This is a genomic window from Helicobacter sp. MIT 00-7814 (assembly GCF_003364115.1).
Lineage (GTDB): Bacteria > Campylobacterota > Campylobacteria > Campylobacterales > Helicobacteraceae > Helicobacter_F.
Map to the genome: position 1 here is coordinate 43545 of NZ_NXLL01000006.1, position 26678 is coordinate 70222.

A 26678-nucleotide genomic window follows, 5' to 3' on the forward strand; every position below is an offset into this window, starting at 1 on the left:
AAGGAGCAAGAATGAAAATATTTAAAACAACTTCCCTCGCGCTTTTTGCGGTATTTTTGGCGGTGTTTTTCCTCGCTTGCGGGGATAAGAAAAAAGCCGATGCGATGGGGATATTCCAAAGCGATGAAGTTTTGGTAGCTTCTGAAGTTGGCGGGAAAATCCTAGAAATCGCGGTAAAAGAAGGCGATATAGTAAAAAAAAGCGATGTGCTAGCGCGCATTGACACCACACAGCTAGAGCTTCAAGCCTCGCTTTTGCAAGCACAAATCGCCACGCTAGAATCTAAAAAAATCGATATAGACACGCAACTTGCACCCCTGCGCGACCAGCTAAAAACCGCGCTCCGCGAAAAAGAGCGCACCAAATCGCTTGTGCGCGAAAATGCCAGCACCAAAAAGGCACTCGATGACACAAGCGCGCAGGTTTCATTGCTGCAAAAACAGCTAGATTCTAGCCTGCAGTCAATGCAGCAGACAAATAAGCAAATCGAGCGCGAAATCACGCAAATCAACCTGCAAGCCCAAATCCTGCAAGATACGATTAGCAAAGCGCGGGTGAGCGCACCGCAAAATGGCGTGGTGCTAGAAAAATACGCTTTTAGCGGGGAAATCGCCACGCCAAACAAGCCACTTTTCAAAATCGCTAATCTCGCTACGCTGCGGCTCAAGGCGTATTTTATCGACACAGACATCACGCGCATAAAGCTTGGCGATAAAGTCGAGGTGGTGAGCGATTATGGCGAAGGTAGCCGCGTGTATGAAGGCGTGGTGAGCTGGATTGCCTCAAATGCGGAATTCACACCCAAAACGATAATGACAAAAGATGAGCGCAAAAATCTCGTTTATGCGGTCAAAATCGATGTGGTAAATGATGGCTTGCTAAAAATTGGTAGTTATGGCGAAGTGCGCTTGCTAAATACAGAATCTAAGGGCGCGGATTCTAAAAATATAGAATCCAAACGCGCGGATTCTAAAAATCCCTAAAAGTTTTTGAAAAGTTTTATTCCATGCAAAGCCCCATCATCACGTTAGAAAATATCTCTAAAAGCTATGGCAAAACGCGCGCTTTGGATTGCATCAACCTAGAGATTGACGCGAACCAAATCTTTGGCATCATCGGACCTGATGGCGCGGGGAAAAGCACGCTTTTTCGCATTATCGCCACGCTTTTATTGCCTGATAGCGGGGATTGTCGCGCGCTAGGATTTGACTGCGTGAGGGAATACGCGCATTTACGCAAAGTCATAGGCTATATGCCCGGAAACTTCAGCCTTTATGCCGATCTCAGCGTAGAAGAGAATCTAGAGTTTTTCGCCTGTGTGTTTCACACAAGCATCGAGGAAAACTACTATCTCATAAAAGATATTTATCACATGCTAGAGCCTTTCAAATCGCGCAAAGCCGGCGCGCTCTCTGGTGGTATGAAGCAAAAGCTAGCGCTTTGTTGCGCGCTTATTCATAACCCTAAGATTTTACTTTTAGATGAGCCGACCACTGGTGTGGATGCGGTGAGTAGACAGGAGTTTTGGGAGATTTTGCGCGCGCTAAAATCCCAAATGACGATAATCGTCTCTACGCCTTACATGGACGAGGCAAGCCTATGTGATAAAATCGCTTTGATAAATAGCGGGAAAATTTTGCATATCGGCACGCCGAGCGAGATTTGTACGCATTATGCGCTCGATTTGTATGAGTTTTATAATATCCCAATCAAAGCACTTGATACCTTGCGCGCGCAAAGCGCGGTAAAATCCTGCTTCCTTTTTGGCACATGCTATCATATCGCGTTTGAAAAGGGCTTTGAAATCGCGTATTTTGTGGAATCATTACAGAATCTAAAAAGCGCGGATTTTGCAAATCTACAATATAAAAAAATCCCCGCTAGTATAGAAGATAGCTTTATGGAGTTTGTGCGATGAGCGCGCATGTAGAGAATCTAAAGCCCGCGGATTCTGGCATTTTGACAGAATCCACAAAGCCCCCAATCATCAGCGTGCAAAATCTCTCAAAAGTCTTTGGCGACTTTAGAGCGGTGGATAATATTAGCTTTGAAGTGCGTGAGGGCGAAATATTTGGCTTTTTGGGTGCAAATGGCGCGGGGAAAACTACGGCGATGAAGATTCTTTGCGCGCTTAGTATGCCAAGTGGCGGAAGCGTGCGCGTGGCGGGATTTAATATCTACACGCAAAGCGAGCAGATAAAGCGCAATATAGGCTATATGAGTCAAAAATTCGCGCTGTATAATGATCTCAAGGTGTGGGAAAATCTCTATTTGTTCGGGCGCATTTATGGTATGAAAAAGCAAGAGATTATGCCAAAGATTGACGCGCTTTTAAGCGAGCTTGATTTTTTGGATAAGAAAAATGTCCTTGTGGGCGATCTTCCGCTAGGTTGGAAGCAAAAGCTCTCTTTTTGCGTGGCAAATTTTCATGCGCCAAAAGTGGTGTTTTTGGATGAGCCTACAGGTGGCGTCGATCCTATCACGCGGCGGCAGTTTTGGGAGCTCATCCACAAAGCCGCGGCGCGCGGGACTTGCATTTTTGTCACCACGCATTATATGGACGAGGCGGAATACTGCCACCGCGCAAGCATCATGGTAGATGGCAAAATCGAAGCACTTGGCACGCCAAAGGAGCTTAAAAACGCGTTTGGTGTGGATTCTATGAGCGAGGTGTTTTATATCCTTGCTAGGCGCGCACAAAGGGGCGGAGAATGATAGATTTTAGAGAATCCACTTTTAGAGAGTCTATTTTTGCAAAATTTCGGCACGCGAGAATCCACACCACAATCAAAGCGAGATTCTCACAAAATGGCAATTTGCGGAGTTTTTGGGCGTTTGTGAAAAAGGAATTTTTGCATATTTTCCGCGATGTGCGCACGATGATGATTTTGCTTTTGATGCCAATCATGCAGATTTTGCTTTTTGGCTTCGCACTTAGTGTGGATGTCAATCGCATAAATTTTAGCGCAAGTGCGAGCGATGATCCTACCGCGCGCAAAATCATCGCACATTTTTCGCAAAATCCTTACTTTCACTTTCACTCATTCGTGCAAAAAGGCGCAGAATCTGAACGCATTTTTGATACAAACAAAGTGGATTTACTACTAAATTTTGATGAAAATTTTTCCCAAAACTTAGCACGCGGGCAGGCAAAAGCGCAGTTTATCATCGATGCGAGCGATCCAAACTACGCAAGCACGATAAATCTCTACGCGCAAAATCTTTTCACACAAAGCCTTTTGGTAGAATCTAAAAATCTTCTTTCCGCGCAGTCCGCACCCTCCACACCTTCCGCGCCCTCCATGCAAGTGGTGGCGACACAAACGCAAAGTGCGGACGCAAACGCAAGCGCCACACAAGCACAAAACGCAAAAATAACGCCCCTTACCACCATGCTTTTCAACCCTCAAGGTAAAAGTGCGTATTCTTTCGTGCCCGGGCTTATGGGTATGATTTTGATGTTAATTTGTGCGATGATGACTTCGATTTCTATCGTGCGCGAAAAGGAGCAGGGCTCGATGGAGATTTTGCTTATCACGCCACTGCCACCGCTTTTTATCATCACCGCAAAGATTGTGCCTTATTTTGTGCTTAGTTGCGTGATTTTGGGCGTGATTCTAGTCATTAGCGTGACATTATTAGATATTGCGATTGTTGGAAGTTTGGCTTTGCTTTTGCTCTTTTGCGCGCTGTATATTGTGCTGACTTTAAGCATTGGGCTTCTTGTCTCAAATCTCGCCAAAACGCAACTTGTGGCAATGCTAGTTAGTGGAATGGTGTTTATGATGCCTATTATGATGTTTTCTGGCATGATGTTTCCCATTGAGAGTATGCCTGCTATTTTGCAGTATTTCTCACATATCGTGCCTACGAAGTGGTTTATCATTGGGATAAAAAAGATTATGATAGAAGGGCTTGGATTTTGGCTGGTGGTGAAAGAATTTGCGATTTTATTTGGTATGTTTGCGGTGGTGCTGATAGTGAGCCTAAAAACTTTTAAAATAAGGCTGTAAATATGTGGTTTTTGATACAAAAGGAATTTAAGCAGATTTTCCGCAATGCCTTTTTGCCAAAGCTCATTTTTGCCTTCCCCATAGCGGTGATTTTGATAATCCCATGGGCTACAAATATGGAGATAAAAGGCGTAAATCTCGCCGTGCTTGATTGGGACAAGACAGCAACTTCTAAAAATCTACTTTCCACCATTGAAGGCTCTAGCTATTTTGATACGACTTTATACGCGCTTAGTTTGGAGGAGGCGCACGCATGCATTTCAAGCGGGGAATGCGATATCATACTTGAAATCCCAAATGGGCTAGAAAAAGATTTACAAAAAGAATCAAACGCAAATGTCGGAATCTACGCCAACGCCATAAATAGCACCAAAGGCGCGCTTGGCAGTGGCTATTTGGCAAATATTATCACAAGTGCCGGGCTTGGAAGAGAATCTGCCATTTTCTCTGCTGCCGCCTCGCGCGCCACTTCTAGTGCTTCAAATATGCTTGATACTTCAAATACTTTTGGCGCGCAGATTCTCACCACCTATCGTTTCAATCCGAATCTAAACTATAAAATCTATATGATTCCTGCCCTTATGGTGATGGTTTTGACGCTTGTGTGCGGGTTTTTGCCCGCGTTTAATATCGTAGGTGAAAAGGAGCGCGGGAATATCGAGCAAATCAATGTCACGCCCATTTCAAAATTTCACTTTATCCTTTCAAAGCTCATTCCTTATTGGCTGATAGGGTTTTTTATTTTGAGCTTATGCTTTTTGCTGGCATTTTTGGTATATGGGCTGACGCCACGCGGGAGTTTTGGGCTAATTTTCACCTTTGGAATGGCGTATGTGCTGGTGGTGGCAGGACTTGGGCTAGTGATCTCAAATTATTCAAACACCATGCAACAAGCGATGTTTGTGTGTTGGTTTTTTATACTTATTTTGATTTTGATGAGCGGGCTTTTCACCTCTACTAAATCCATGCCACAATGGGCGCAGATTCTAAGCGCGCTCAATCCGCTAAAATATTTTATAGAATCCTTGCGCCTTATTTTTTTAAAAGGAAGCGATTTTAGCGCGCTGTGGCTAAACTTTGCGATTCTTTGTATATTTGCTGTGTTTTTTAACCTTTGGGCGATAATGAGCTACAAAAAGCGAAGCTAACTTTCCAAAAACTCATATTCATAGACTTTTTTGGCGATTTTTGATGCCAAAGATTCTAGCGCATAGCGCAAATTTGCGATTAAGTCATTATAGTGAGAATCTTCACTTCGCGCATTCATTCTGCCTTTTTCATTAAACCCTTGAAAATACGCTTTTATGTCATACAGCGAGGCGTTGGCATTGTAGTCGTTGAGATAGGCAAAATCGCCTGTGTGCCAAATGTCATTTTTACCAAAATCTTGCGCGTGGTAGTAGCGCCAAAGATTCTTACCTGCTTCAAAAACCGCGCTTGCTTCCTCGCTAAAATTAAGCGGGCTTGTGGGGATAAAGCTATTTTCATCATTGCCAAAGAGATTGTCATTTTGAGAATCTGCCTTGAGTTTGCCCGCAATAAAATCGCTTAAAAAGTGGCTTTCAAAGATGCCTTTAGAATCTACTTCCTTTTCTCTAAAAGGGATAAAGTGATTTGTTCCCTCGCGTGAAGTGATGCGATTTTTGCTGTGAAAAATAGTAAAAGCCAAACAATCATTATGAAATTCCTTATCTTTTTTCCATGCTTTTTTGGGCGTAAGAAATTGGTCTCTGTTATTTATCCAAGTTTGTCTTATACAGTAGCGTGCAGCAAAATATATTGTGCCAAAAAATATATTTTGCACATTAAGTTTGTAAAAATTAAAATGCTCACTCCCTTTATTGTTTGAAATATAAATTTGGTCATTGTGCTGAAAATCTGGTGCAGAATTTCCCATATATCCCACAATGCCGCTCTGCGCCTTATCATAATTTTTTATCCACCTATTAATACTAGGCGGAAGTTTGGAATTAATCTTTTTAACCCCTATTTTTTCATTGCCAGTCTCAAAAATATCTAAGCGCACCTTTTTAAGCTCTACTTTTTGCGCGGTATCCCACACCAAAAATCCAATAGAGAAACTTCCTCTTACATTATCAAAAGTATATGCAGGACAAATAAAGCCTTTCAAAAATTTTGCCTTGAAAATATTTCTAAATTTTATAAAATTTGTGGAATTTAGATATTTTAGTGTTGCGAAGCTTGCTAGCACACAGCTATCTAATTCTTTATAGATTCTCATAAAAAACTGCGCGAAAAGCTCATTACTTGCACCATTCATAATGCCTTTGTATTTTTCATAAATTAGATTTGTTGTAGCCACGCCATCTTTATTCTTCCCAGTGCTTGCGATTGTCCTTTTTGTCGTGGCTTCTGCATAAGGCGGATTGATATAAATTATCAGCTTTTTGCGTTTAGCTTCATCTTTTAGAATCTCTTGCAAATCTTTTGGAAGTTTGGATTTGTTTCTCACTGTGCCCTTAGAATCCACCTCATCAAAAAAGCTATCATTCAAAAAATCAAACTGAAATACATGAGAATCTAGCAAATTCGCGCCGTTTTTTATCCGCTCTTTTAAAATATCAATATCCGCGCTATCAAGCGTTGAGGCAAAGATTTTATATTTATCACTTAGCCCTGCTAGTAGATTCCCAGTGCCAGCCGCGCAATCCCAAATATAATACTCATCTTGGTAGTTTTCGCCTAGCGCTTTTGCTAGATAGCTTTGCGACTTTTCCACCCAAACGCGCGGGGTGAAAAATGCGCCCTTATACTCGCGGATATCTTGGGGCACAAGCAAATCGCGTCGCTCTAATATATAATCCCAAAATTCCTCTTTTGGCGGGCGCTCATAAATATTCCAAAACTGCGTGTGCGCCTTTTGTCTATCGTTAAAATTAACTTCAGTAAAGGAAAATTTCCCACCTTGCGTTGTTTGCGCCAATTTGACTTTATAGTAATCACTCATTAAAAGAATTTTGAGATTCTCATAAATATCTTTAGTCGTGTTATTGTAGCTCAATAAATCCGCTAAGAAAAAATCAGAATCTAAAATATATGGACTCTCCGCATCCCAATCAATGCTAATTGCTGGCTTGACGACATTTACCCACTTCAAATAAATATTCACAAAATTATTTTTTGTGATTTGGATTTTGCTTAAGCCGTTGTTTTCAAGGGTGAAATTTGCGGCGATAAATTCGCGTAAATGCACGCTGTCAGATTCAAAATAAAAGCGCATTTGCTTAGATTCTAGTAAATCTTTTGTAAGTGTGTAAAGCTGTTTAAACTCCTTGCTTGTGTGATCGCTGGGCGTTACATTCCAATTAAAATCATTTTGACTAAAAACATGCATCACTTCGTGGTAGGGGATAAAGGCGATTTTCTCACAATCAAATGCACCTAGGAAAAGTGGCGGGAGCGTATCTTCAAAACTGCGCTCTTTGCCAATGGTGAGGATTAACTGCACGAAAGATTCTATAATGTCCTTGTCTTTGCCCTTTTTTGCCTCCGCCCAAAGGAAGTTGATATGCTCGAAAAGCGTTTTGTCAGAATAGGAAATGCAAAAGTCGATTCTCCCTAGAATCTGCGTGTGATTAAAACCTGTAAAAAAGTCCCTTGCGACTTTGTTTTTAAGCTCTTCTTCAGAAATTTTTAGAGGATACATTTGCGCGTCCTTGGCGTTTATCTATGATTTATTTTTGAGGCGGTATTGTAGCTAGAATTAGATAAAAAGCGTATTTTGCAAAAAAATGTATTTATGAAAATGCGTTTGTGAAAAGTGGTGAGCTAGAATCTACCTTTCATTTCCCCAGCGTAGGCTAAAGCGCACCATTATTTCGCTATTTTGTGCGATGAGCTCTTGCGCGTTAATTGCGATTTTGTATTCATCACAAATCTGCTTAACAAGGCTTAAGCCTATGCCAAAGCCTCCAGATTCTCGATTAAATCGCTCGTAGCGTTCAAAAATCCGCTCTGTATCCACCACGCCAAGCCCTGCGCTTGTGTTGGTGATTTCAAAAAGTCCAGATTCTAGCTTGAGGCTGATAAGTCCGCTTTTTTTTGTGTATTTGATGGCGTTATTTAAGAGATTGTCAAAAAGCGTGATGATTTTTTCCCGGCTGGCGCGCAATTGTGTGGGCTTAATGTCGCTTTGAATCTGCAATTTTTTTTGACTAAAAAATGGCGCGAAAAATTCCAAGCGCTCATTTAATAGAGAATCTAGCTCTAAAATATTGCGCGTTTGCTCGATGCTATGCGGGAAGTTTGACGCGACAAGGGCTTGATACACTTGCCCTAGCTGCAAAGAAGCAAGCTTAATGCGTGCAATTTTTTTCTTATCCTCTTGCTCGAGGTTGTGCGTTTTTAGCGTTTCAATACTCATTAAAATTATGCTAAGGGGCGTGTTTATCTCATGCGTAGCGTCTTTTATGAAAGTGTCAAGTTGCTGGATGTGCGCGTTTATGGGCTTTAAAAACAGCTTGACAAGCACAAATGCCACCGCGCCCATAAGAAGCAAAATAGCCACAAAATACGCGCCCAGCTTGATATTATTTAGCATAATTTCAGAATCCACCTTATCATCTTGGATAAAGATTCTGTATTTTACGCGTTTATTGCGATGCGGGAAGCCTTCAGGGTCCATTATCACCTTATTGCCGACATCATAAATGCCTTCATTAAACTGCTTTTTGTCAGGGTTTGCCAAAAGGCTTGAATACAGCACTTCACCATCGCGCTCAAAAATCCCAAACGACATATCCGCGTGATTTTTGAGAATTTCAGGGAGCGCGCTTTGGACTTCAAATTTATGTTTTTTTAGAATCTCATTGATTTCAGTGGAGACTTCGCGCAAGGTGGCGACTTGTGTCAAAAAAATATTGCGCGTTTCTTTCTTGTGTAAAAAATAAAACACCCAGCACAAAAGCACAATGCTCGTGCCAAGATAAAGCGTGAGAATCTTTGCAATCGTCTTTGTGCTGGAGCTAGCTGACATAGCAATAGCCTTTGTTGTATTGCGTGAGAATCTTTTCTTTGCCGATAAGCTTACGCAGATTCTTAATATACGCGCGAAGGCTTAGCTCGCTAGGCTCTTGTCCTAAATCCCACAATTCCTCAAAAATGCGCTCATTTGGCACATAGTGATTTGCATTTTGCAACAAAAGCGCTAAAAGCTTGCCCTCTTTTTGCGTAAGCGGGATCATCGTATCTTGCTTGTATAAGTTTTTGGAGATAAATTCAAAACGCAGTCCATTGCCCAAATCCTCAAACTCTTCTTTTTTGTGAGAAAATGTGCGTTTAAGCAGCGTTTGTATGCGTAAATTTAGCTCTAAAAGCTCAAAAGGTTTTTTCAAAAAGTCATCACAGCCGACATTGTAGCCTTTTTGTAAATCCTGCATACTTGAAAGTGAAGTGATAAAAATGCAGGGTGTATTTTTACGCGCTTGACGCAAAAGCTCTAAGAGTGAGAATCCGGGATTTTCCACCTTCTCACTTTCTTCGCAAAGATTTGCAAAATCTCGCCCCAAAGGCACTTTGACATCCAAAAGCCAGAGATCAAAATTCTTTTGATAAGCCAAATCAAGCGCGCTTGAAGCATCCTCGCACAAAGTCACTTCAAAGCCCTGCTCTTCTAAAAATTCGCAAAGAATCTCAGAAAGCACAAAGTCATCTTCCAAAAGTAGAATCTTTGTCAAACTTACTTCCTTGTTTTATAGAGTTACACGCGGTTATTTTTTGTCGCGTGGTTTTGGTGGCATAGCATGCGGCGCAAAATCATGCGGTGCTTTGCAACCTTCTTTTTTATCTTTGCAAAGTTTTTCAAACTCTTCGTGTATGGCTTTTTTGCGCGCTTTGAAGTCTTTAACTTTCATAGAATCAAAAACTTTTTGCTCTTGGGCTTTGATTTTTTCTTTAAATTCCCTCGCCTCTTTGAGCGTCATTTCCTCCACGCGCTTTTCAATTTCTTGAAAATAGCTTGGCACATCTTTTGGCTCCATACTACCTGCGATGCTGATAAGCTCTTTATCACTTTTTTTACTATAATCCGCGCTTAGAGCGACACTTACAAATGCTAAAACAATTAATGCAAGAAACTTTTTCATGGTTTCTCCTTAAGGGTTAAAATTACAAAGCTTGCACTCTGCAAAGGGAATTGTAAATGCAAAATGTGTAGGCTTTGTGAATATTGCTTATTTTAACAAAATTTTAAGCGCCAAACTTTTATAATCCACGCCTTATTCCAAAAATTGAAAGGATCACAAGTGAAAGGTTTCAAGTTTTTATTAGCGCTTGGTGCGCTTTGTGGCATGCTATTTATGGCAGGTTGTGGTGAGAAAAAGGCAGATGAAGTAGCGGTGGCTTTTATGGAAGCACTTTATGATAAAGGCGATGCGAAAAAGGCATTGGATTACATTTACATTGACAAAGAGCTAACCGATGAAGAAAAGCAAATGCTTGATGGGAAATTTACAATGCTTGCTGCTAGCACAAAAGAGCAAGCTGATAAATTAGGCGGTGTGAAAAGTATCAAAGCTACCAAAATAGATATCACAGAGGGCGAGCCAAAAACTGCGCGTGTGATGCTTGAAGTGACTTTTAAAGATGACACAGTCAAATCAGATCATGCAAGTCTTAGATATACAAAAGATGGCTGGAAAGTCGTTTTTAAATAAGGCTTTAGATATATAAATTCACAAAGTGAAGGCGCGCGGATTTTTAAGATTCTTATTTTCATTCAAAAAGCCTGTGATTATCGGGCTTTTTGTGCTGGGAATCTGTTTCATCTGTTTTGGCGCGCTTTATTTTTCTACTTCTATAAACTCTCAAAATACTACTGATGAGCTTCCGGCATTTTCTACTTCTCAAGCAGTGGAGATTCTCTCTCAAAATGCAGAATCTGGTGATTTTATTTTGCGCAAAGGGCGCAATACCGAAAGCGTGGTAATCGCGCGTTTAAGCGATTCGCTTTTTTCACACATTGGAATGGTGGTTTCTACAAATCCATTTTTGATAATCCACGCTACCACTGATGATAATCCAAACTTCCCAAATCAAGTCATCATAAGCCCATTAGAAGAGTTTTTGGAGCAAGGCAAGGTTTTTGCGCTTTTGAGATTAAAAGCCCCACAAAGCATGCGAGAAATGCTAGCAATGGATTCTAAAGAGCATTTGCACCGCGCTTTTGTGCTTGATACAAGCGATTCGAGGTTGTATTGCACGAGCTTTTTAGAAACTCTCATTGCAAAACATATGTCAATCTCTTTGCCTTACACGCAAATTTCAGCGCCTATAATTTCTGGGGAATATTTATTCCCGCAGGCTTTTTATGAAAATAGCGACTTTGAAAAAATTGTGTTACCTTTTAGGCTAGTGAAAGAAAATTTTTAGAAAAAATCCCAAATGCTTATTTTTTTTTTTTTTCTACTTATGGTAGAATTGCTCCCTTTATGAAAAGTTTAAGGAGCAAAAATGGCACAGTCAAAACCTACAAATTCGGGAAAAAAATACCAGCCACAGGACAAATTTGAGTTATGGGAGATTCTAGAGGATGAAGAAGTAAAGCTAGATGAGATTGATACGAGCCTTATTGTTGATATGAGTAGGCTTTTTCAGCAGAGATTGCGTCAAAGTTTTGAAGGCATTGAGACTTGGGATGTGAGTAATGTTACAGATATGAGCTTTATGTTTTACTACTGCGAGGGATTTAATGAGGATTTAAGCGCGTGGGATGTTAGCAATGTTGTAGATATGTGCGGTATGTTTTGCCATGCTTCTGATTTTAATCAGCCGCTAAATAATTGGAATGTTAGCAAGGTTAGAAACATGGGCGAAATGTTTGCGCATACTCAATTTAACCAACCACTAAATAGCTGGGATGTCAGCAATGTAAAACTAATGTATCGAATGTTTGCAGGAGCGCAATCCTTTAATCAGCCACTTGATAAATGGAATGTTAGCAAGGTAAATGATATGACGGGAATGTTTTCTTCCGCAAGTTCTTTTAATCAAAATCTTGATAGCTGGGAAGTAAAGCCACATGTAAAAACTAACAATATGTTTGATAACAGCCGGCAAGTGCGCCCAAAATGGTTTCATAGAAAAATAGAAAACCTAACAGAAAGGGAAAAAAACATTATCTTAGCAGAACAAGAAGCCCAAAAATCCCTAGATGAAGAGATAAAAGAGCTAAGGGAAGGTAGGAAAAAAGGGGAAAAATACAAGCCCAAAAGCAAAGCAGCTTTAGAAGATCTTGCAAATGATAAGGAAATAAAGCTAGATGAGATTGATACGAGCCTTATTACTGATATGAGTGGGATTTTTGCTTCTAGCAGACGCAGATCTTATAAGGGGATTGAAAGTTGGGATACAAGCAATGTAGAGGATATGCATAATATGTTTAGTAATGCTTATTACTTCAATCGTGATATAAGCTCATGGAATGTCAGCAAGGTAAAAAATATGTCTGGTATGTTTAAGAGTGCATACAGATTTAACCACCCACTTGATAAATGGGATGTGAGTAATGTTACAGATATGGGCCATATGTTTGAGCACGCATATAGATTTAACCAGCCGCTTGATAAATGGGATGTTAGCAATGTAGAAAATATGGAGTGGATGTTTTTTGGCACAAAGGATTTTTCTCAAGACTTGGAATCATGGAATGTATCTAAGGTAAAACATATGTATTGTATATTTGAATGTTCATGTATGCCAGAGGCAAAAAAACCTACATGGTGTAGAGAACATGAAATAAGAGACAAGCAAATCGATGAAAAATGGCGAAAAATACTACAAGAAACAAGCTGGAAAGATAAAAACTAAAACAAAAAAGGAGCAAAAATGGCAACAAAAACACAAAAACTAAAGAACCCACCAAAGTATAAGCCAAAGGACAAATTTGAACTACAGGTGATTTTAGATGACTTTGAGTTGGATTTAAGTGAGATTGACACAAGTCTTATTACAGATATGAGTAATCTTTTTAGACAAAGCAGACGCAAGAAGTTTGCGGGCATTAATAGCTGGGATACGAGCAATGTAGAGGATATGCATAATATGTTTCATGATGCGGTGTATTTCAACCACAATATAAGCTCATGGAATGTCAGCAAAGTAAAAAATATGGAATCTATGTTTCAGGGTGCAAGAAGATTTAACCAACCACTTGATAAGTGGGATGTTAGCAATGTAGAAAATATGAAAGAAATGTTTTGCAGTGCAAGGAAATTTAACCAGTCGCTTAACTCTTGGAATGTAGGCAAAGTAAAAAATATGCGTTCTATGTTTTGCAACGCTCAATCTTTTAACCAACCATTAGATTCTTGGGACACAAGCAGCGTTACAGATATGTTTGAAATGTTTTATATGACACCAGTTTTTAACCAGTCCATTAACTCTTGGAATGTCGGCAAGGTGGAAAATATGGAGAACATGTTTTCCTTCACAGAAGCTTTTAACCAGCCACTTGATAAATGGGATACAAGCAGCGTTACAAATATGAGGTGCATGTTTCACTACGCATATAAATTTAACCAGCCCATTAACTCTTGGAATGTTGGCAAGGTAAAAAATATGGGAGGAATGTTTCACCATGCAAAAGTTTTTAACCAACCGCTCAATGACTGGGATGTCAGTAGCGTAGAGGATATGGGAAGTATGTTTTCATATGCAGAAGAATTTAATCAGCCACTTGGTAAATGGAACACAGGCAAGGTAAAAGATATGGTGTGGATGTTTCATTTTGCAAAAAATTTTAACCAAAATATAGATACTTGGGATGTTGGCAATGTTACAAATATGAGAGAAATGTTTGACTGCGCATCAAAATTTAACCAACCACTTAACTCTTGGAATGTTAGCAAAGTAGAGAATATGGAATCTATGTTTTCGTGTGCGTATGATTTTAACCAACCGCTTGATAAATGGGATGTAAGAAAAGTAAAAACTATGCGGGGAATGTTTTTGAGTGCATACGAATTTAATCAACCGCTTAATGACTGGGATGTCAGCAATGTAGAAGAAGTAAGAGGTATGTTTGTGCGTGCAAAGGAATTTAACCAGCCTTTAGATAAATGGGAGCTCGTTCAAGTTACAAATATAACAAGAATGTTTGAGGGCGCAAAGAAATTTAATCAAAATATTGATACTTGGGGAGATAAGCTAGGCGAGACGAGCACCCGGATGCACTTAATGGATACATTTAAAGACACCAGTATGAAAGAACTACCACAATGGTATATCACTCGCATACAAAATACGCGCTAAGATAGAATTTAAGGAGAAAAAATGAGTAAATATACGCCAAAAAATAAATACGAGCTTAAAGACTTGCTATATAAAGAAGTCCCATTAGGCGAGATTGACACTAGCCTTATTACTGATATGAGTGGGCTTTTTTTCAATAGCTGGGAAGATGATTTTAGCGGGATTGAAAAGTGGAATGTGAGTAATGTTACAAATATGAGTTCTATGTTTTATGGGGCTAAATATTTCAACCACAACATAAGCGCGTGGGATACGAGTAATGTTACAAATATGAGTAAAATGTTTGCGGATTCAAAGAAATTTGACAGAAATATAAACTCATGGAATGTCAGTAAAGTAAAAAATATGTCTGGCATGTTTAAAGGTGCAAGTAAATTTGATAGCCCACTTGATAACTGGGATACAAGCAGTGTAGAGGATATGAGTAATATGTTTTGTAATGCGGCGAAGTTTAAGCAAGATATAAGTGAGTGGAATGTCAGCAATGTCAAAAATATGTCTGGCATGTTTAAAGGTGCAAGTAAATTTGACAGACCACTTAATAACTGGAATGTCAGCAATGTGGAGGATATGAGTAATATATTTTGCAATGCGGTGAAGTTTAACCAAGATATAAATTCATGGAATGTAAGCAAAGTAAAAAATATGTCTGGTATGTTTAATGGTGCAAGTAGATTTGATAGCCCACTTGATAAATGGGATGTTGGCAATGTGGAGGATATGAGCGATATGTTTTGCTCTGCGGCGAGCTTTGACCAAGATATAAGCGGGTGGAATGTCAGCAAAGTAAAAAACTTTGAAGCGATGTTTAAAAAAACAGAGAAATTCAATCAAGCCCTTTATAAATGGGACATAAGCAAGGCAAAAAATATAAGCTCTATGTTTGAAGGCGCGGAGGCATTTAACCGCGATATAAGGACTTGGAATACAAGCAAGGTTACAAAAATGGAGGCTGTGTTTAAGGAAACGCACGCGTTTAATCAATGCCTTAATGATTGGGATACAAGCAATGTGGTAAGTATGGTTTCTATGTTTAAAGGTGCAAAGAGTTTTAATCAGCCTTTAGATAAATGGAATGTCTCAAAAGTAAAGTCTTTTGCATATATGTTTTATGAAGCTTATAGATTTAACCACCCGCTTACCATGTGGGATACTAGCAGCGCGGGGAATATGGAGTGCATGTTTTATGGCAGTCAATTATTTGATAAAAAAAATAAGCCGATAATGAGATAAAAAGGCTTTAATAAGCGTTTTTTAGAATCTAAACGCGCGGAAATTGCAGTAAATATTAGTTTTGTAAAAACGCCTGCGCGGCGCGGATTTGCTCCATTGCGTGCTTGCTTTCTTGCTTTTTTTGCTCTAAAAGTTTGATAACTTGAGAAAGTAGCTCTCTTGCTTGAAGCTTAGATTCTAAAGGGGTTTGTGAAAGATCATCTGGGAGATTTATTGAGAGTTCAAACGCGCGCTTTTCGTCCTTTTGCAAAAGTGCGATTTTGAGCTCATCAAGCCAGCGCGTAGTTTGTAAATTCAAAAATTAATCCATATGCAAAAGCTCTTGCGCATTGACTTCGCGCCATGCCTCAAGCAAGCCTCTTGCGACATTTGTAACAATATCAATTTTGCTTGTATCATTAGTGACATTTGCTTGTGTGAGAAGTTTAATCTGATGCGTGTAAAGCCCTGTGAGATACACAGCCACATCGCCGCCTTTTTCGTAATCAAGGGTATTTAGCAACTCTGTGAAAATATCAGTCGTGCGGTTAATGTAGTAGATTTTTTTCTCAATGTCGCCTGCTTCCATATAGCGCTTTGCCTGCGCACAAAAACGCAAAATCCCTTCATACAACATCTCCACAAGTTTAACCGGAGATTCTACCATTACAGCACTTTGCTGATACAGATTATAGGCGTTGTTGCTTCTCATTGTGTCCCCTTATTTTTTGTTATTTGCCACAGATTGGTCAATCATCATCTGCACACTATTAAAAGAATTATTCGTTCTTGAAATCTGCCCGTCATAAGCTGCAAAACGCTGTGCCATCAAATCATAACGCGTATCAAGCATAGCATTTGCCTTATTTTTATCTTCCTTGAGTTTTTTATCTTCTCTTGTGAGACTTTCCTCAAGCAATTTCAATCTCGAGTTGCTACCATCGACCAATTTTGCAAGTTCTTTATCAAGCATTTTGAAAACGCCATCAACTTCGATTTCTCTAAATTCCCTCGTTGTCATTTTGCCCTGAAAAAACTCTTTTGCGCCCTCTGGATCGCTATTTAGCGCATTACGCAAGGTTGAAGTATCAAGCGACATAACACCCTTTTCATTGATAGTTATGCCATATTTGACAAGCGATTGTCGCTCAATCCCCCCGCCCATCGTGTAGGAAAAAATCTTATTAAGTGTGGGGCGTATCATTCTCACATCGCTATCGCCATTAAACACGCCCGCGATTTTAGAATCTTCATCAAAGCGCGTGAGTTCATCGACTTTCATGCTTAGCGCGTTGTAAGATTCTACAAATTTTGTGAGACTTTCGATAATCGCCTCATCATCGCGCGTAACATTAATAATCGCTGGCTTGCCCGGCTCCGTGGTAGAAAGTAGCTCAAGCGTAATCCCGCTTGCCACATCATCGATGCTATTGCTCGGGCGGCGCATTTTTATGCCGTTGTAGCTGAACTCCGCATCTTGCGCGGCTTGAATATTTTTAATCTTAAAAAGATCATTTTGCGTTTTTGTGTAATCCATAGTCGAGCCACTGCTTACGCCCCAAGATTCTAGCGCTTCTTTGCTCGCGCTGTCATTTGCTGGTATGATAGAGACTTCGCCCGTGTCAGAGTTGATAATCACCTTGCCATCTTGTGTCGCGTTTGAATGCAAGCCCGCGATATTATCAATCGCCGCTGCAATGGCTTTGGCATTGTCATAAGAAGTGTTATTTTTCTTTGTAATGGTTGAAAGATCAAGCGGGACAGAGCCAATGGTGATTGTGCCTTTTAGCAAGCCTGCTTTGATAGGGTTTGTGGTAACTAGATCTTTATTTTCAAGGTTATCTTTGCTTGTCGTGGATTTAAAGCCTAGCTCCCTTGCCTTTGCGCCACCTACTTGAACTTCATTCCCCCTCCTATCATTGATAATAAGAGAATCTCCCTTCGCCCCAAGCCCAATATTAAGATCCCCATTTTCTAGCAAACCTTCAAAATCAGAATCTGCCTCTATCGCTTTAACTATCGCTTCTTTAAGCGCGCTTGCGTTGTCGTTTGTTTTAGAATCCGCGCTAGTTTTTAGGCTAATATTTAGCGTTTTGCTCGCACCTTTTGTCGTGGCAAGCGTTATGCTAAAGTCATCATCTTTGATATCTAGCGCGCCATTTTTGATTGTATCGCCATTAATGAGCGCGCCAAAGTAGATTCTATTTGATTCGCCGGTTTCTTTGGAATTTATCATCAATTGATAAGGATTGCTCCCGCCGGTTTTCATAATCGTGCCAATCACTTCGCTATTTGTCTTATCAGTGATAAGCTGGGCGACCTCATCAAGTGCCATTCCCGCTTTTATCTCAATCTCATAAAACTTGCCTTTTGTGAAAAAATTAAGCGTTGCATCTTTTTGCGTAAAGACAGAATCTCTCTCCGCAAACTTCGTGCCAACTTCGTTTATATCGGATTTTGCGATGGATTCTATATCAAGCTTGATATCTTGCACCGGCACGCCAGCAGTGATTGTGGCTTTGACCGCATCACCTACGACATTGCTTGAGCGCCCCAAATAGGTAGAATAATCCGCAAGCTTGCTTGTATAAGATTTGATTTCTCGCACAGCACTTGTAAGCTCCACAAGCTCGGTTTGCTTTTCGAGGTTTTTTTCCATCTTTTTTTCAAGCGGCTTGATTTGGGATGCTTCATCGGCTTTGCGTAATTTTTCAATCGTATCATAATTAAGGACATTGCTCCCAATGCCTAGAGAGCTAAGTTTGCCTAGTGCCATCTTTGTGTGCCTTCTTTAAAAGAATATTATTTTAAGAATCCTGCCTAACCTTTTTTATCAAAGATAACGCCAACCACTTCCCGCATGCGCTTCATAAGCTCGATTGCCTCTTTGCTAGGGATTTCGCGGATAATCTTTTCCCCGCCATATTCCTTCACCGTAACCGTTAGCCCGGGTAAAGTCTCATTATACGCAAAGCTAATGCTCGTGCCAATGCGCTTCATTTCGTCATTGAGCTTTTTGCTTAGCTCGACTAGCTCATTTTCTAGCTGTTTTTTGCTTTCCTTTGCTGATTGATCATCTACAATTTCTTGCGCGCTTTGTAGCTTATGCACCTCTTTATTTGAATCTTGAGGCATGGCTTTAACCATATCAACAAGACGATGCTGTGTTGCCTGCAAATCATTTGTAATAATACTCATCTCTAGCCTCCTCCTTGAAACTTGAAACTTAATTGAAGGATTGTGGCGTGCAGTATCGACTAAACAAAACTTTTTTAAAATTAAATGTTTTGAAAATTTCTTAATTAACCTTAATAAGCTGGAGCGGATCGATGTGCTTGTCTTTTTGGGTTACTTCAAAGCTTAGCTTTTCATTGACTTTTCCTATAATGTAGCCCTTTTTGATATGCACACCGGGTTTGATTGTCGCAGAGATTTTATCCAAATACGCATACACGGTGTAGAGAGAATTTGCATGCTCGATAATGATGACTTTTTTAATCACAGGATTTTCTTTCGCAAAGACGACTTTGCCGTCCATTACGCTTTTGACATCAGCATTTTTCTTTTTTGGCACAAGAATCACATTTTCATAAAAAAATTTCATCTTATACACTGGATCAAATGTCGGACCAAACTTCTGCTCCACCACAAAAGAATCTAGCGGCGCGATAGTCTTTGCGCCTTTATAAGCGATGGTAGAGATATCTTTATACGCGCTTGAAGCGATTTTTATATTTTTATCAGCAGTGATTGTGCGCTTTGGCTGTGGCTTTTTGGCGTTATCCTCTTCTTCTTTTTTGATTTTTTCTTCGATTTTTTTCTGATTTTGTGCTTGGGTGATTTTGAGATTATTTAAAATAGAATCTAGATTCTTTCGCTCATTGTTGATTTCTTGCAATTTTTGATTATAAATTTTTAGCTCACCTTGCATAGAAAAAAGAATCTGTTCTTGCTTAATCTTAATAGATTCTAGCTCGCTTTTTTTCTTTGTGCCTTCATCGATTGAGTTTTGAATCTGCGCGATATTTTTTGACACCGCGATAATGTCGTTACTTAGCTTTTGTTTTTGCGCATTGAGTGTTTTTATATGCTTTTTTGTGTTGGCAAAAAGTATCATATATGCTTCGCGGGAAAGCACATCTTCAGGGGATTCTATATGTTCGCTAAGCATATAAAATGCCAGCCCTTGCGAAAAAAGCGTAATAATCTCATTTTCTAGCGCGCTTTGTCGCTCTAAAAGCTGTTTGTGGCGTTTTTGATTTTCCTGCAAAGCTTGCTCTTGTGCGGAATATTTATTTTTATTTTGGTTGATTTCTTTTTGCAAGCTTTCAATTTGAGAATCTAGCTTTATCACCTCGTTATTTTTAGCTTGAATATTTTTTCCAAGCACTTCTAGTTTTTGGCTAAGTTGGGTTTTTTCCTTGTCATTTTGTGCGAGTTTTTGGGTGTTTAGCGAAATGTCTTGTTCGATATTTGCAAAGGCATTTGTCGCAAAAAAAATACAGAAAAAAAGCCTACTAAAAGCGCGCATTACAAATCTTTTTGCTTTAAAATCACAAATGCCACGGACACGAGCGAAATCACAATAGAAGAGAAAAGTAAAATAAATAAATCGCTCCACACTTTTACAATCTCTGAAGTCACTTCTAACGCATCGGCAATACTTAGTGCAAGCGCGCTATCTTTGAAATAAATAAGCGCGACAATGCTTAAAATTGTGGCGATAAAAGAATCTATAATGGCAAGTTTAAAAAGTATGCTATTACGCATCCAAGAAGGTGCGCCTAAAAAGCTCATAATCTCCATTCTCTCGCTATGCTCAAACTTCCATACTTCGATTTGCTTCACCATCAAAAGCGCGCTTAAAAGCGCAATTAGCACAGAGAAAATCACTACTGAACCTTTGATAATAAGCAAAAGTTTATACACTTGAGAATGCGATTTTACAAACGCCTCAACCTTTAGCACGCCATTAAGCTTTAATAAAGTCGAGCGGATTTTATCCAAACGCTCTTGATCTGGGAAAGTAGATAGGCGCAGTTTATAAAAATAAGGCAATTCTTTTTGGATAGATTCCACACTTTCTTTGCTCAAATCCTTGCGCAAATCATTCATTAGAGAATCTGTAGCCGTAGGCGTTAGCTCGCTTGCCTCGCGTATGAAACTTTGCACTTTTTGCAAGGTAAGCACTTCTTTTGAGGCAATAACGATAGAATAACTCTCTGCAAGTTTTTGCTCATGCGTAGCAATGGCGCGATTGACAAGTAAAATACTCTCCAACCCAAAAAGTAGCGCAAGCAGTGGAATGATTAAGGCAAGATGTCTTTTAAGAGAATTCATATACTACCCCTTCTTCAATATGTAAGCGTCTGTAATTGACATTTAAGCGCTCTGGCAGGCGGTGCGTCACCACAACCACGGTTATACCAAGCTGTTCATTTACGCCTTTTAAAAGTCCCCAAATAAGCTCACTTGAGTAATCATCAAGATTCCCTGTTGGCTCATCTGCTAGGATAATGGCTGGATTATGCGCGAGTGCGCGCGCCATTGCTACACGTTGCTGTTCCCCACCGCTAAGCTCTAGGGGGAATTTATTTGCCTTATGCGAAAGCTTGATATGCACCAAAAGACGCTCGACTTGAGATTTACAAATCTCTTTTTTGTAGCCATTTATCACCATTGGAAGCATGACATTTTTTTCGATATTCCATTCTTTCACAAGCTTATAGTCTTGAAAGACAATGCCTATATTTTGGCGCAAATAGTGAATCTTTGACTTTGAAGCGCGAGGCATATTAATGCCATAGACTTCTAGCGCGCCACCTTTGACAGGCAAATGCCCATAAAGCGAGCTTAAAATTGTGCTTTTCCCGCTACCGCTCGCCCCGGTGATAAAGACAAATTCTTTGGCATTAATGCTAAAGCTTGCATTTTTTATGACATTTTCATCATTTTTGTAGCCTAAGTTGAGATTCTTTGCTTCGATGATTGTGCTCACAATTCTTCCTTTGAAGTTAGGATTTCACAAAGTAGCTTATGCGCGCTCAAAGCAGCATTTGTAGGGAGCAAATCCTTGCCAACATAGCGCGCTGCGTGATTTTGAATCAAAATAAAGCTATTTTGAGGCTGGTAAAAATCCCCAAAACTCACGCTCACAATAAAGCAGTCTTTGTTTTTATATATGCTATTGATATGCAAAAAGTAATCCTTTTTTAACACTTTTGGCAAATTTTGTGGATTTTTTGCAAAAAATTGCGCTTTTTTATAAAACGCGCTTTGCTGGGCTTTGCTAAACTCAAAATCCCCGCTTGTTTGCGCGCGTATTTGGCTTGGCGTATTTTTATACACAAACACATCATAAATATCTTTTTTCTGCCTCCTCCAGCGCGCTTCATACTTGCTCACCACGCTAAGGCTTGCGTTTTTTTCCACGCGGTATTCAGCCTGCGCGTTTTTTAGAATCTGTAAAGAATCTTCAAAATACCCCACATCATCAGTGCGTAAATGTAAGAATCCGCCTATTTTTAGCGCACACAATGCGTGGTGCAAGAAGGTTTTGCTAAATACGCGGCGATGAGGTTTCTTACCCCATGGCACAGGGAAATGCAGATAAATCGCATTTAAAGAATCTTGTGGCATAAGCTCTAAAAGCAAGCGCGCATCGAGGTTTGAGATATAGAGATTTTCTAAATTAAGAAGTTTTATTTGACGCAAGGCTTGCTCGATGGCGGGCTTATAAATCTCAAGTCCCAAAAAGCGCGCATTGCTTTTTTCTTTTTGCGCGTTTGTGGCGAGATTTAGCAAATGCCTGCCACTGCCAAAGCCAATTTCAAGGCTAAGATTTTCAAAATTATAAGAATCTTGTAAAAAGGCAAAAACCTGCTGGGGTGTGAGCAAAAACTCACTTTGCGTGCTTTGTGCGAGCGTGTTTGGCGAGAGATTATGCGAAATTGTAGAATCTAGCTTTGCGCTAAGAGCTTGCAAGGCGTCTTTTGCAATGCCAATGGGCGTTGGCGTGGTGTGCTTATGGCATTTATACAAATAGCGCGGGTTGGAATCTGTGCTTTCTTGCTTTGGTGCGTCTTTTTGTTTTGGTGTATTTTCTTGCTTGAGTAAGATTCTAATAAAAAATTCCTCTTTGCCCTTGTAGCGCACCAAAACAAGCGAGCTTGTTTCAAAAAGGCAATCTGTGGCGCAAAGGAGAAATTCAAAATCCCCGCTTTGAAAAGGCAGGGTTTGAGAATCCAAAGACTTTGTAGCATAAAAATGTGGCATGAAAAATCTATTTAGCTTCCTCGAAGTTGCTCTAAACGCTCTTTGCGCGAGCCTATATCTGTGATTTGGATTCCAAAGTTCCCATCGACAATCACTACTTCCCCGCGCGCAATCACCTTATCATCGACAAGTATATCAAGCGGATCGTTTGCGAGCTGGTTAAGCTCAATCACGCTTCCTATGTCCATCGAAATGACATCTTTCAAAAGCATACGCTTTTGCCCGATACGCACGCGCACATTTAAGCGCACATCTAAAATCATATTGATATTTTTAAATTCTGTCGGGCTTAGCGCGGGCGTGGATTCTGTATTTTGCGTGTTTTGGGCGCTAGGTTGAGGCGCATCAAAAAGTTTGGCAAAAGATTCTGAAGAAAGCAAAATAAAATCTGAATGAATAGAATCTAAATCAAAGCTAAAAATATACGCCTTTTGAAACTTGCTTAAATCCATGCTTTGTGAGACAAACTCAATATTTGTGCATTTGAAACTAAGCTTTGGCAAGTCTTTTTGCGAGCTCAAGTTTGTAGAAATCGCGCCAAAAACATTTGAGATGATCTCTTTTAACGCGTCCAAATCATCGCTATCAAGCGTATCTTTTGACGCGCCATCACCCCCTAGCATCATATCTGCCAGCGCACTTCCCATATCTGTTGGCACCACGATAGCGATTGTCCCGCTTCCTTCACCGCTGACTTCAAGCATGGCGATGGCATAAGAGCTTGGCAAGGATTCTAAGCTCACATTATCATCGCGTGTATGCGTGATACTCGCAGTTTTACCCATCAAACCTTCAATGGTAGCGATACTTTCGGTAATGATTAAATCAATGAATTTTTTCATAATTTTTACTCGCTTTCTTCTTGTTCGACATCAATGACGCGATTTTTTCTCTGCGCTTCAAGCACTTCGAGCACTTCTTTGACTTGATCTTTTTCAGTAACAATCATTTCTTTAATCTGTATGCTTTTGCGATAGCGCTGTAGCCCGATGGTGGCGATATATTTTTCCCTCTCATCAATTGTCACCACCACGCTATCATCTGCCACCCTATCAAGGCGCACGATATTTCCCACTTCTAAATCAAGCAATTCTTTTAGCGTAATCGTCGTATCGCCAATATAAGCTGACACAATCACATTTGCCCCCGCAATCAATGCTTGCAATTCTTTATTGCGCGATTTTTTCGAGCTGGTATCACTTAGCATCAAATCCCTTGTCGCAAGGCGTGAAAGCACAGATTCTAGCGCAATCACAGGATAGCAAATATTCATCATTCCGCTACTATGCCCGATGATTATCTCCATCACCACCATAATGACAATTTCATTTTGCGCCACGATTTGCACGACATTTGGGCTAGATTCTTTAGCGTCAATGCTAGGATAAATTTCTGCTACAGAGCTCCATGCTTCTTTGAGATTTTGCATCATTTGGCGCAAAATAGTATCAAGCAAATTTAACTCTATATCGCTAAATTCCCGCGAGCTCTCATATGGATCGCCCTTCCCGCCCAAAAGCCTATCAATCATCGGAAACGCAATGCTAGGATTTATCTCCAAAACGCCACTGCCTTCAAGCGGTTTCATTGAAAAGACATTGAAGCTTGTTGGGCTTGGCAAACTCATCAAAAATTCCCCATAAGTCATCTGCTCCACGCTATGAAGCTGAATCTCCACAATTGAACGCATCACCGCTGAAATCTGCGAGGAAAGCGAGCGCGTCATTTTGTCATGGATGCTTTTAAACGCGCGCAATTGCTCCTTGCTAACGCGATTTGGACGCTTGAAGTCATAAAGTGTAACCGTTTTTTGATGAAGGACATCTTCTTTCTCTAGCGCTTCGGCGTCCGCGCCATCATCGGCTACTTCAAGTAGCGCGTCAATCTCTTCTTGACTTAGAATATCAGCCACTGCCTTCTCCTAGCCCTGTGCGGATTTTTTTAATGACTTCTTTTGCGATTTGAGAAATGCGAGATTCTGTAATGCCCAAAATCTCGCTAATTTCTTTCAAACTCAACTCTTCAAAATAATACAGCTGGATTATCATTTGTTCGCGCTGACTTAGTTTGCTAAGGATTTTTGAGATGATTTCAATAAGCTCCTCTTGGGCTAATTCCTCCAAAATCGTATCGCCGACAATGGCATTATACTGCTCATCAATTGGCACAAGCGCGTAAATATCACTCGCCACGCGCGCTTCTTTTATTTTTTGTATATCCTCATTGAGCGCTTTTGCAAGATATTCATCGCTTGGCTCGCTTTCATGCTCGTTGAAATATTTTGAAATTTCAGAATCTATACTTTTGACAAGCTTCCTATTTGAGCGTGAGAGCACATCAAGGCTTCGCAAATAATCAAGCATTGCGCCATTTACGCGCGTTTTGGCATAGCCCCAAAAGGAATCATTAATCGAGCTATCATAGCGGCGTGAGAGTTTGACTAGTTCCTCTGCGCCGATAGAAACCAAATCCATCACATCAATAGAGCTTGGCAGGCGCTCTTTTAGGCGAAACGCCATCGCTTTCACAGCAGGGAGATATTGCGTAGCTAGCTCATCTTGAGCATATTTGATATTTTGTTTATATGCGTTTTTTTCCACTGCCGCTCCTTTATGCGCTTGCACTCTCTTCTTCTTGCTCGGATTCTATGCTTTTTAAGAAGGTGCTGATTTTTGCCGCTTCTTTCTCGCGCCTATCAAATTCTAAGCGATAATATTCGAGATTTTTCTCTAGCTTATCTTTTTTCACCCTTGATTTCTCATAATCCAAAAACCAAAAATACAACGCGATTGACATTGCTACAATGAGATAAATCCCAATTGTTGTAATAATCGTCCAAATCACCATAAATGCGGGCTCATCAAACTTCACAATAGAAAATGCCAGCCCAATAAAAAACCCAGCAACAATGCTAAAGCTCATATAATTATCAGGTTTCATTCCTTTTTGCAATCCTCTTTTGTGGTGTTAGCAAATCCTACAAATAGCCCAACATTCGCTTAAAAAAAGAGCCAAACGCGCTTTGGGATTCTGAAAGCATATTTTGTTCCATAATGCGCGAGGCATTTGGCGCAAAAAGTTTAGATTCTAAATTGAGCAAATGCTTAATAATGCTATCAATCTGAATCTTTGAAGGGCTTAGCGGCTCTGCTTTGTAAAAAAGCTCTCTTGCGCGCGTGGCTTTTGAGATTGTCGCGCTTTGGGCTAAATAGCCTAAATAATGCAAATGCAAATTTGTAATTTTTTCTTTCGCCACACCATTAATGCGCTCATAAGTCGCGCGTGCTTCTTTGGCATTTTGCGCCATATTGACAATAAGGGCGATGTCGCTTTTGCTTTTTGCATTAAGCTTAATCGTCGCGTATGCGTCAGTAAGCGCGGAAGGATCGCGCATCGTCCCCCCCACAAGCATATCCCTTGCTTCTAAAAACCTCTGCGTCCCCCCGCCAATGCCAGCCCCCGTATCAATAATCATATAATCCAAATCTTGCAAAATGTTGCAATCCTCTAAAAAACGCTCAAAAACCCCGCTATTTGCGTATTTGAGAATCTCCTCCCCACTTTCGCCGGGCACAAGATACAATCCAGATTCTATCGTGTGAAGCACTTCGCTAAAATTTACCTCGCCTTTAAGCGCATGCAAAATGTTATATTTTGTTTTCACGCCAAAGATTAGATCCAAATTTGCCAAACCAATATCCGCGTCAAAAACCGCGACTTTTTTGCCTAGCTTCCATAGCGCGTAAGAAAGATTTGCGCTAATGCTTGATTTCCCCACACCGCCTTTACCGCTTGTGATGGCAATGAAGCGCGTTTGTGAGAAATTGCGCTTAGCGTTTTTTTGGAAAAGTGTTTCAAGCTCGGCGGCTTGGTGTTTTGGGGGATTTGGCATAATTTTCCTTAGAATGA

27 protein-coding genes are annotated in these 26678 nt (G+C 40.2%); 10 read left to right on the forward strand and 17 right to left on the reverse strand.

The window, feature by feature from the left end:
• Positions 1-11 precede the first annotated feature (11 nt).
• Genes CQA49_RS02940 through CQA49_RS02960 form a run of 5 tightly spaced genes read left to right on the forward strand, consistent with a single transcriptional unit; the run spans position 12 to position 5161 of the window.
• Positions 12-983: an HlyD family secretion protein gene (locus tag CQA49_RS02940; protein WP_181882594.1), complete on the forward strand. Its 972-nt coding sequence runs from the start codon at positions 12-14 to the stop codon at positions 981-983.
• A gap of 23 nt (positions 984-1006) precedes the next feature.
• Positions 1007-1918: an ABC transporter ATP-binding protein gene (locus CQA49_RS02945; RefSeq protein ID WP_115574476.1), complete on the forward strand. Its 912-nt coding sequence runs from the start codon at positions 1007-1009 to the stop codon at positions 1916-1918.
• Complete coding sequence (locus CQA49_RS02950; RefSeq protein WP_115574477.1) at positions 1915-2715, forward strand: ABC transporter ATP-binding protein; 801 nt, start codon at positions 1915-1917, stop codon at positions 2713-2715. The genes CQA49_RS02945 and CQA49_RS02950 overlap by 4 nt, the downstream gene beginning before the upstream one ends.
• Complete coding sequence (locus CQA49_RS02955) at positions 2712-4013, forward strand: ABC transporter permease (protein WP_220271719.1); 1302 nt, start codon at positions 2712-2714, stop codon at positions 4011-4013. The genes CQA49_RS02950 and CQA49_RS02955 overlap by 4 nt, the downstream gene beginning before the upstream one ends.
• 2 nt (positions 4014-4015) lie before the next feature.
• Positions 4016-5161, forward strand: coding sequence for an ABC transporter permease (locus CQA49_RS02960; protein ID WP_115574478.1), 1146 nt, complete (start codon positions 4016-4018; stop codon positions 5159-5161).
• Here the strand turns inward: CQA49_RS02960 and CQA49_RS02965 are convergent.
• The 4 genes from CQA49_RS02965 to CQA49_RS02980 form a co-directional block, all read right to left on the reverse strand.
• Positions 5158-7680 carry a hypothetical protein gene (locus CQA49_RS02965; RefSeq protein WP_115574479.1) on the reverse strand — a complete coding sequence of 841 codons (2523 nt, stop codon included), beginning with the start codon at positions 7678-7680 and terminating at the stop codon, positions 5158-5160. The two genes, CQA49_RS02960 and CQA49_RS02965, sit on opposite strands and share 4 nt — an antisense overlap.
• 129 nt (positions 7681-7809) lie before the next feature.
• Entirely contained in the window at positions 7810-9009 is a 1200-nt protein-coding gene (locus CQA49_RS02970; RefSeq protein ID WP_115574480.1) for a HAMP domain-containing sensor histidine kinase, read from the reverse strand.
• Positions 8999-9709, reverse strand: coding sequence for a response regulator transcription factor (locus tag CQA49_RS02975; RefSeq protein ID WP_115574481.1), 711 nt, complete (start codon positions 9707-9709; stop codon positions 8999-9001). The genes CQA49_RS02970 and CQA49_RS02975 overlap by 11 nt, the downstream gene beginning before the upstream one ends.
• A 33-nt stretch (positions 9710-9742) precedes the next feature.
• A complete protein-coding gene (locus CQA49_RS02980; protein WP_115574482.1) occupies positions 9743-10117 on the reverse strand; it encodes a DUF1104 domain-containing protein in 375 nt (124 codons plus the stop codon).
• Between the two features lie 159 nt (positions 10118-10276).
• On the opposite strand from CQA49_RS02980, the gene CQA49_RS02985 reads away from it, so the two are divergent.
• The 5 genes from CQA49_RS02985 (at position 10277) to CQA49_RS03005 (ending at position 15515) form a co-directional block, all read left to right on the forward strand.
• Positions 10277-10687, forward strand: coding sequence for a DUF4878 domain-containing protein (locus tag CQA49_RS02985; RefSeq protein ID WP_115574483.1), 411 nt, complete (start codon positions 10277-10279; stop codon positions 10685-10687).
• 25 nt (positions 10688-10712) lie between these two features.
• Entirely contained in the window at positions 10713-11402 is a 690-nt protein-coding gene (locus CQA49_RS02990) for a YiiX/YebB-like N1pC/P60 family cysteine hydrolase (protein WP_181882595.1), read from the forward strand.
• A gap of 81 nt (positions 11403-11483) precedes the next feature.
• The gene (locus CQA49_RS02995; protein ID WP_115574485.1) at positions 11484-12839 is read left to right on the forward strand and encodes a BspA family leucine-rich repeat surface protein; all 1356 of its coding nucleotides are present in this window, start codon (positions 11484-11486) and stop codon (positions 12837-12839) included.
• An 18-nt stretch (positions 12840-12857) separates the two neighbouring features.
• A complete protein-coding gene (locus tag CQA49_RS03000; RefSeq protein WP_115574486.1) occupies positions 12858-14282 on the forward strand; it encodes a BspA family leucine-rich repeat surface protein in 1425 nt (474 codons plus the stop codon).
• Between the two features lie 21 nt (positions 14283-14303).
• Positions 14304-15515 (forward strand): BspA family leucine-rich repeat surface protein, encoded by a 1212-nt coding sequence (locus CQA49_RS03005; RefSeq protein WP_115574487.1) that lies wholly within the window; start codon positions 14304-14306, stop codon positions 15513-15515.
• A 55-nt stretch (positions 15516-15570) separates the two neighbouring features.
• Here the strand turns inward: CQA49_RS03005 and CQA49_RS03010 are convergent, their stop codons facing one another.
• The 13 genes from CQA49_RS03010 to CQA49_RS03070 form a co-directional block, all read right to left on the reverse strand.
• A complete protein-coding gene (locus CQA49_RS03010) occupies positions 15571-15813 on the reverse strand; it encodes a hypothetical protein (RefSeq protein WP_115574488.1) in 243 nt (80 codons plus the stop codon).
• A gap of 3 nt (positions 15814-15816) precedes the next feature.
• The gene (gene fliS / locus CQA49_RS03015; RefSeq protein ID WP_115574489.1) at positions 15817-16206 is read right to left on the reverse strand and encodes a flagellar export chaperone FliS; all 390 of its coding nucleotides are present in this window, start codon (positions 16204-16206) and stop codon (positions 15817-15819) included.
• A gap of 9 nt (positions 16207-16215) precedes the next feature.
• Positions 16216-18270 carry a flagellar filament capping protein FliD gene (gene fliD / locus CQA49_RS03020; RefSeq protein WP_115574490.1) on the reverse strand — a complete coding sequence of 685 codons (2055 nt, stop codon included), beginning with the start codon at positions 18268-18270 and terminating at the stop codon, positions 16216-16218.
• A gap of 44 nt (positions 18271-18314) precedes the next feature.
• Positions 18315-18692, reverse strand: a complete 378-nt coding sequence (locus tag CQA49_RS03025) for a FlaG family protein (RefSeq protein ID WP_115574491.1) — start codon at positions 18690-18692, stop codon at positions 18315-18317.
• Positions 18693-18792: 100 nt separating this feature from the next.
• The gene (locus CQA49_RS03030; protein WP_115574492.1) at positions 18793-20025 is read right to left on the reverse strand and encodes a murein hydrolase activator EnvC; all 1233 of its coding nucleotides are present in this window, start codon (positions 20023-20025) and stop codon (positions 18793-18795) included.
• On the reverse strand, positions 20025-20834 hold the full coding sequence (locus CQA49_RS03035; RefSeq protein WP_115574493.1) for an FtsX-like permease family protein: 810 nt from the start codon (positions 20832-20834) through the stop codon (positions 20025-20027). The genes CQA49_RS03030 and CQA49_RS03035 overlap by 1 nt, the downstream gene beginning before the upstream one ends.
• Complete coding sequence (locus CQA49_RS03040; RefSeq protein ID WP_115574494.1) at positions 20821-21492, reverse strand: cell division ATP-binding protein FtsE; 672 nt, start codon at positions 21490-21492, stop codon at positions 20821-20823. The genes CQA49_RS03035 and CQA49_RS03040 overlap by 14 nt, the downstream gene beginning before the upstream one ends.
• Positions 21489-22769, reverse strand: coding sequence for a tRNA (guanosine(46)-N7)-methyltransferase TrmB (gene trmB / locus CQA49_RS03045; protein WP_115574495.1), 1281 nt, complete (start codon positions 22767-22769; stop codon positions 21489-21491). Before trmB ends, CQA49_RS03040 begins: the two co-directional genes overlap by 4 nt.
• Positions 22770-22780: 11 nt before the next feature.
• On the reverse strand, positions 22781-23611 hold the full coding sequence (fliY, locus tag CQA49_RS03050) for a flagellar motor switch protein FliY (RefSeq protein WP_115574496.1): 831 nt from the start codon (positions 23609-23611) through the stop codon (positions 22781-22783).
• Positions 23612-23616: 5 nt separating this feature from the next.
• On the reverse strand, positions 23617-24681 hold the full coding sequence (fliM, locus tag CQA49_RS03055) for a flagellar motor switch protein FliM (protein ID WP_115574497.1): 1065 nt from the start codon (positions 24679-24681) through the stop codon (positions 23617-23619).
• Positions 24674-25393, reverse strand: a complete 720-nt coding sequence (locus tag CQA49_RS03060; protein ID WP_408938902.1) for an RNA polymerase sigma factor FliA — start codon at positions 25391-25393, stop codon at positions 24674-24676. Before CQA49_RS03060 ends, fliM begins: the two co-directional genes overlap by 8 nt.
• Entirely contained in the window at positions 25380-25709 is a 330-nt protein-coding gene (locus CQA49_RS03065) for a hypothetical protein (RefSeq protein WP_115574499.1), read from the reverse strand. Before CQA49_RS03065 ends, CQA49_RS03060 begins: the two co-directional genes overlap by 14 nt.
• A 37-nt stretch (positions 25710-25746) precedes the next feature.
• On the reverse strand, positions 25747-26661 hold the full coding sequence (locus tag CQA49_RS03070; RefSeq protein ID WP_115574500.1) for a P-loop NTPase: 915 nt from the start codon (positions 26659-26661) through the stop codon (positions 25747-25749).
• Between the last annotated feature and the right edge of the window lie 17 nt (positions 26662-26678).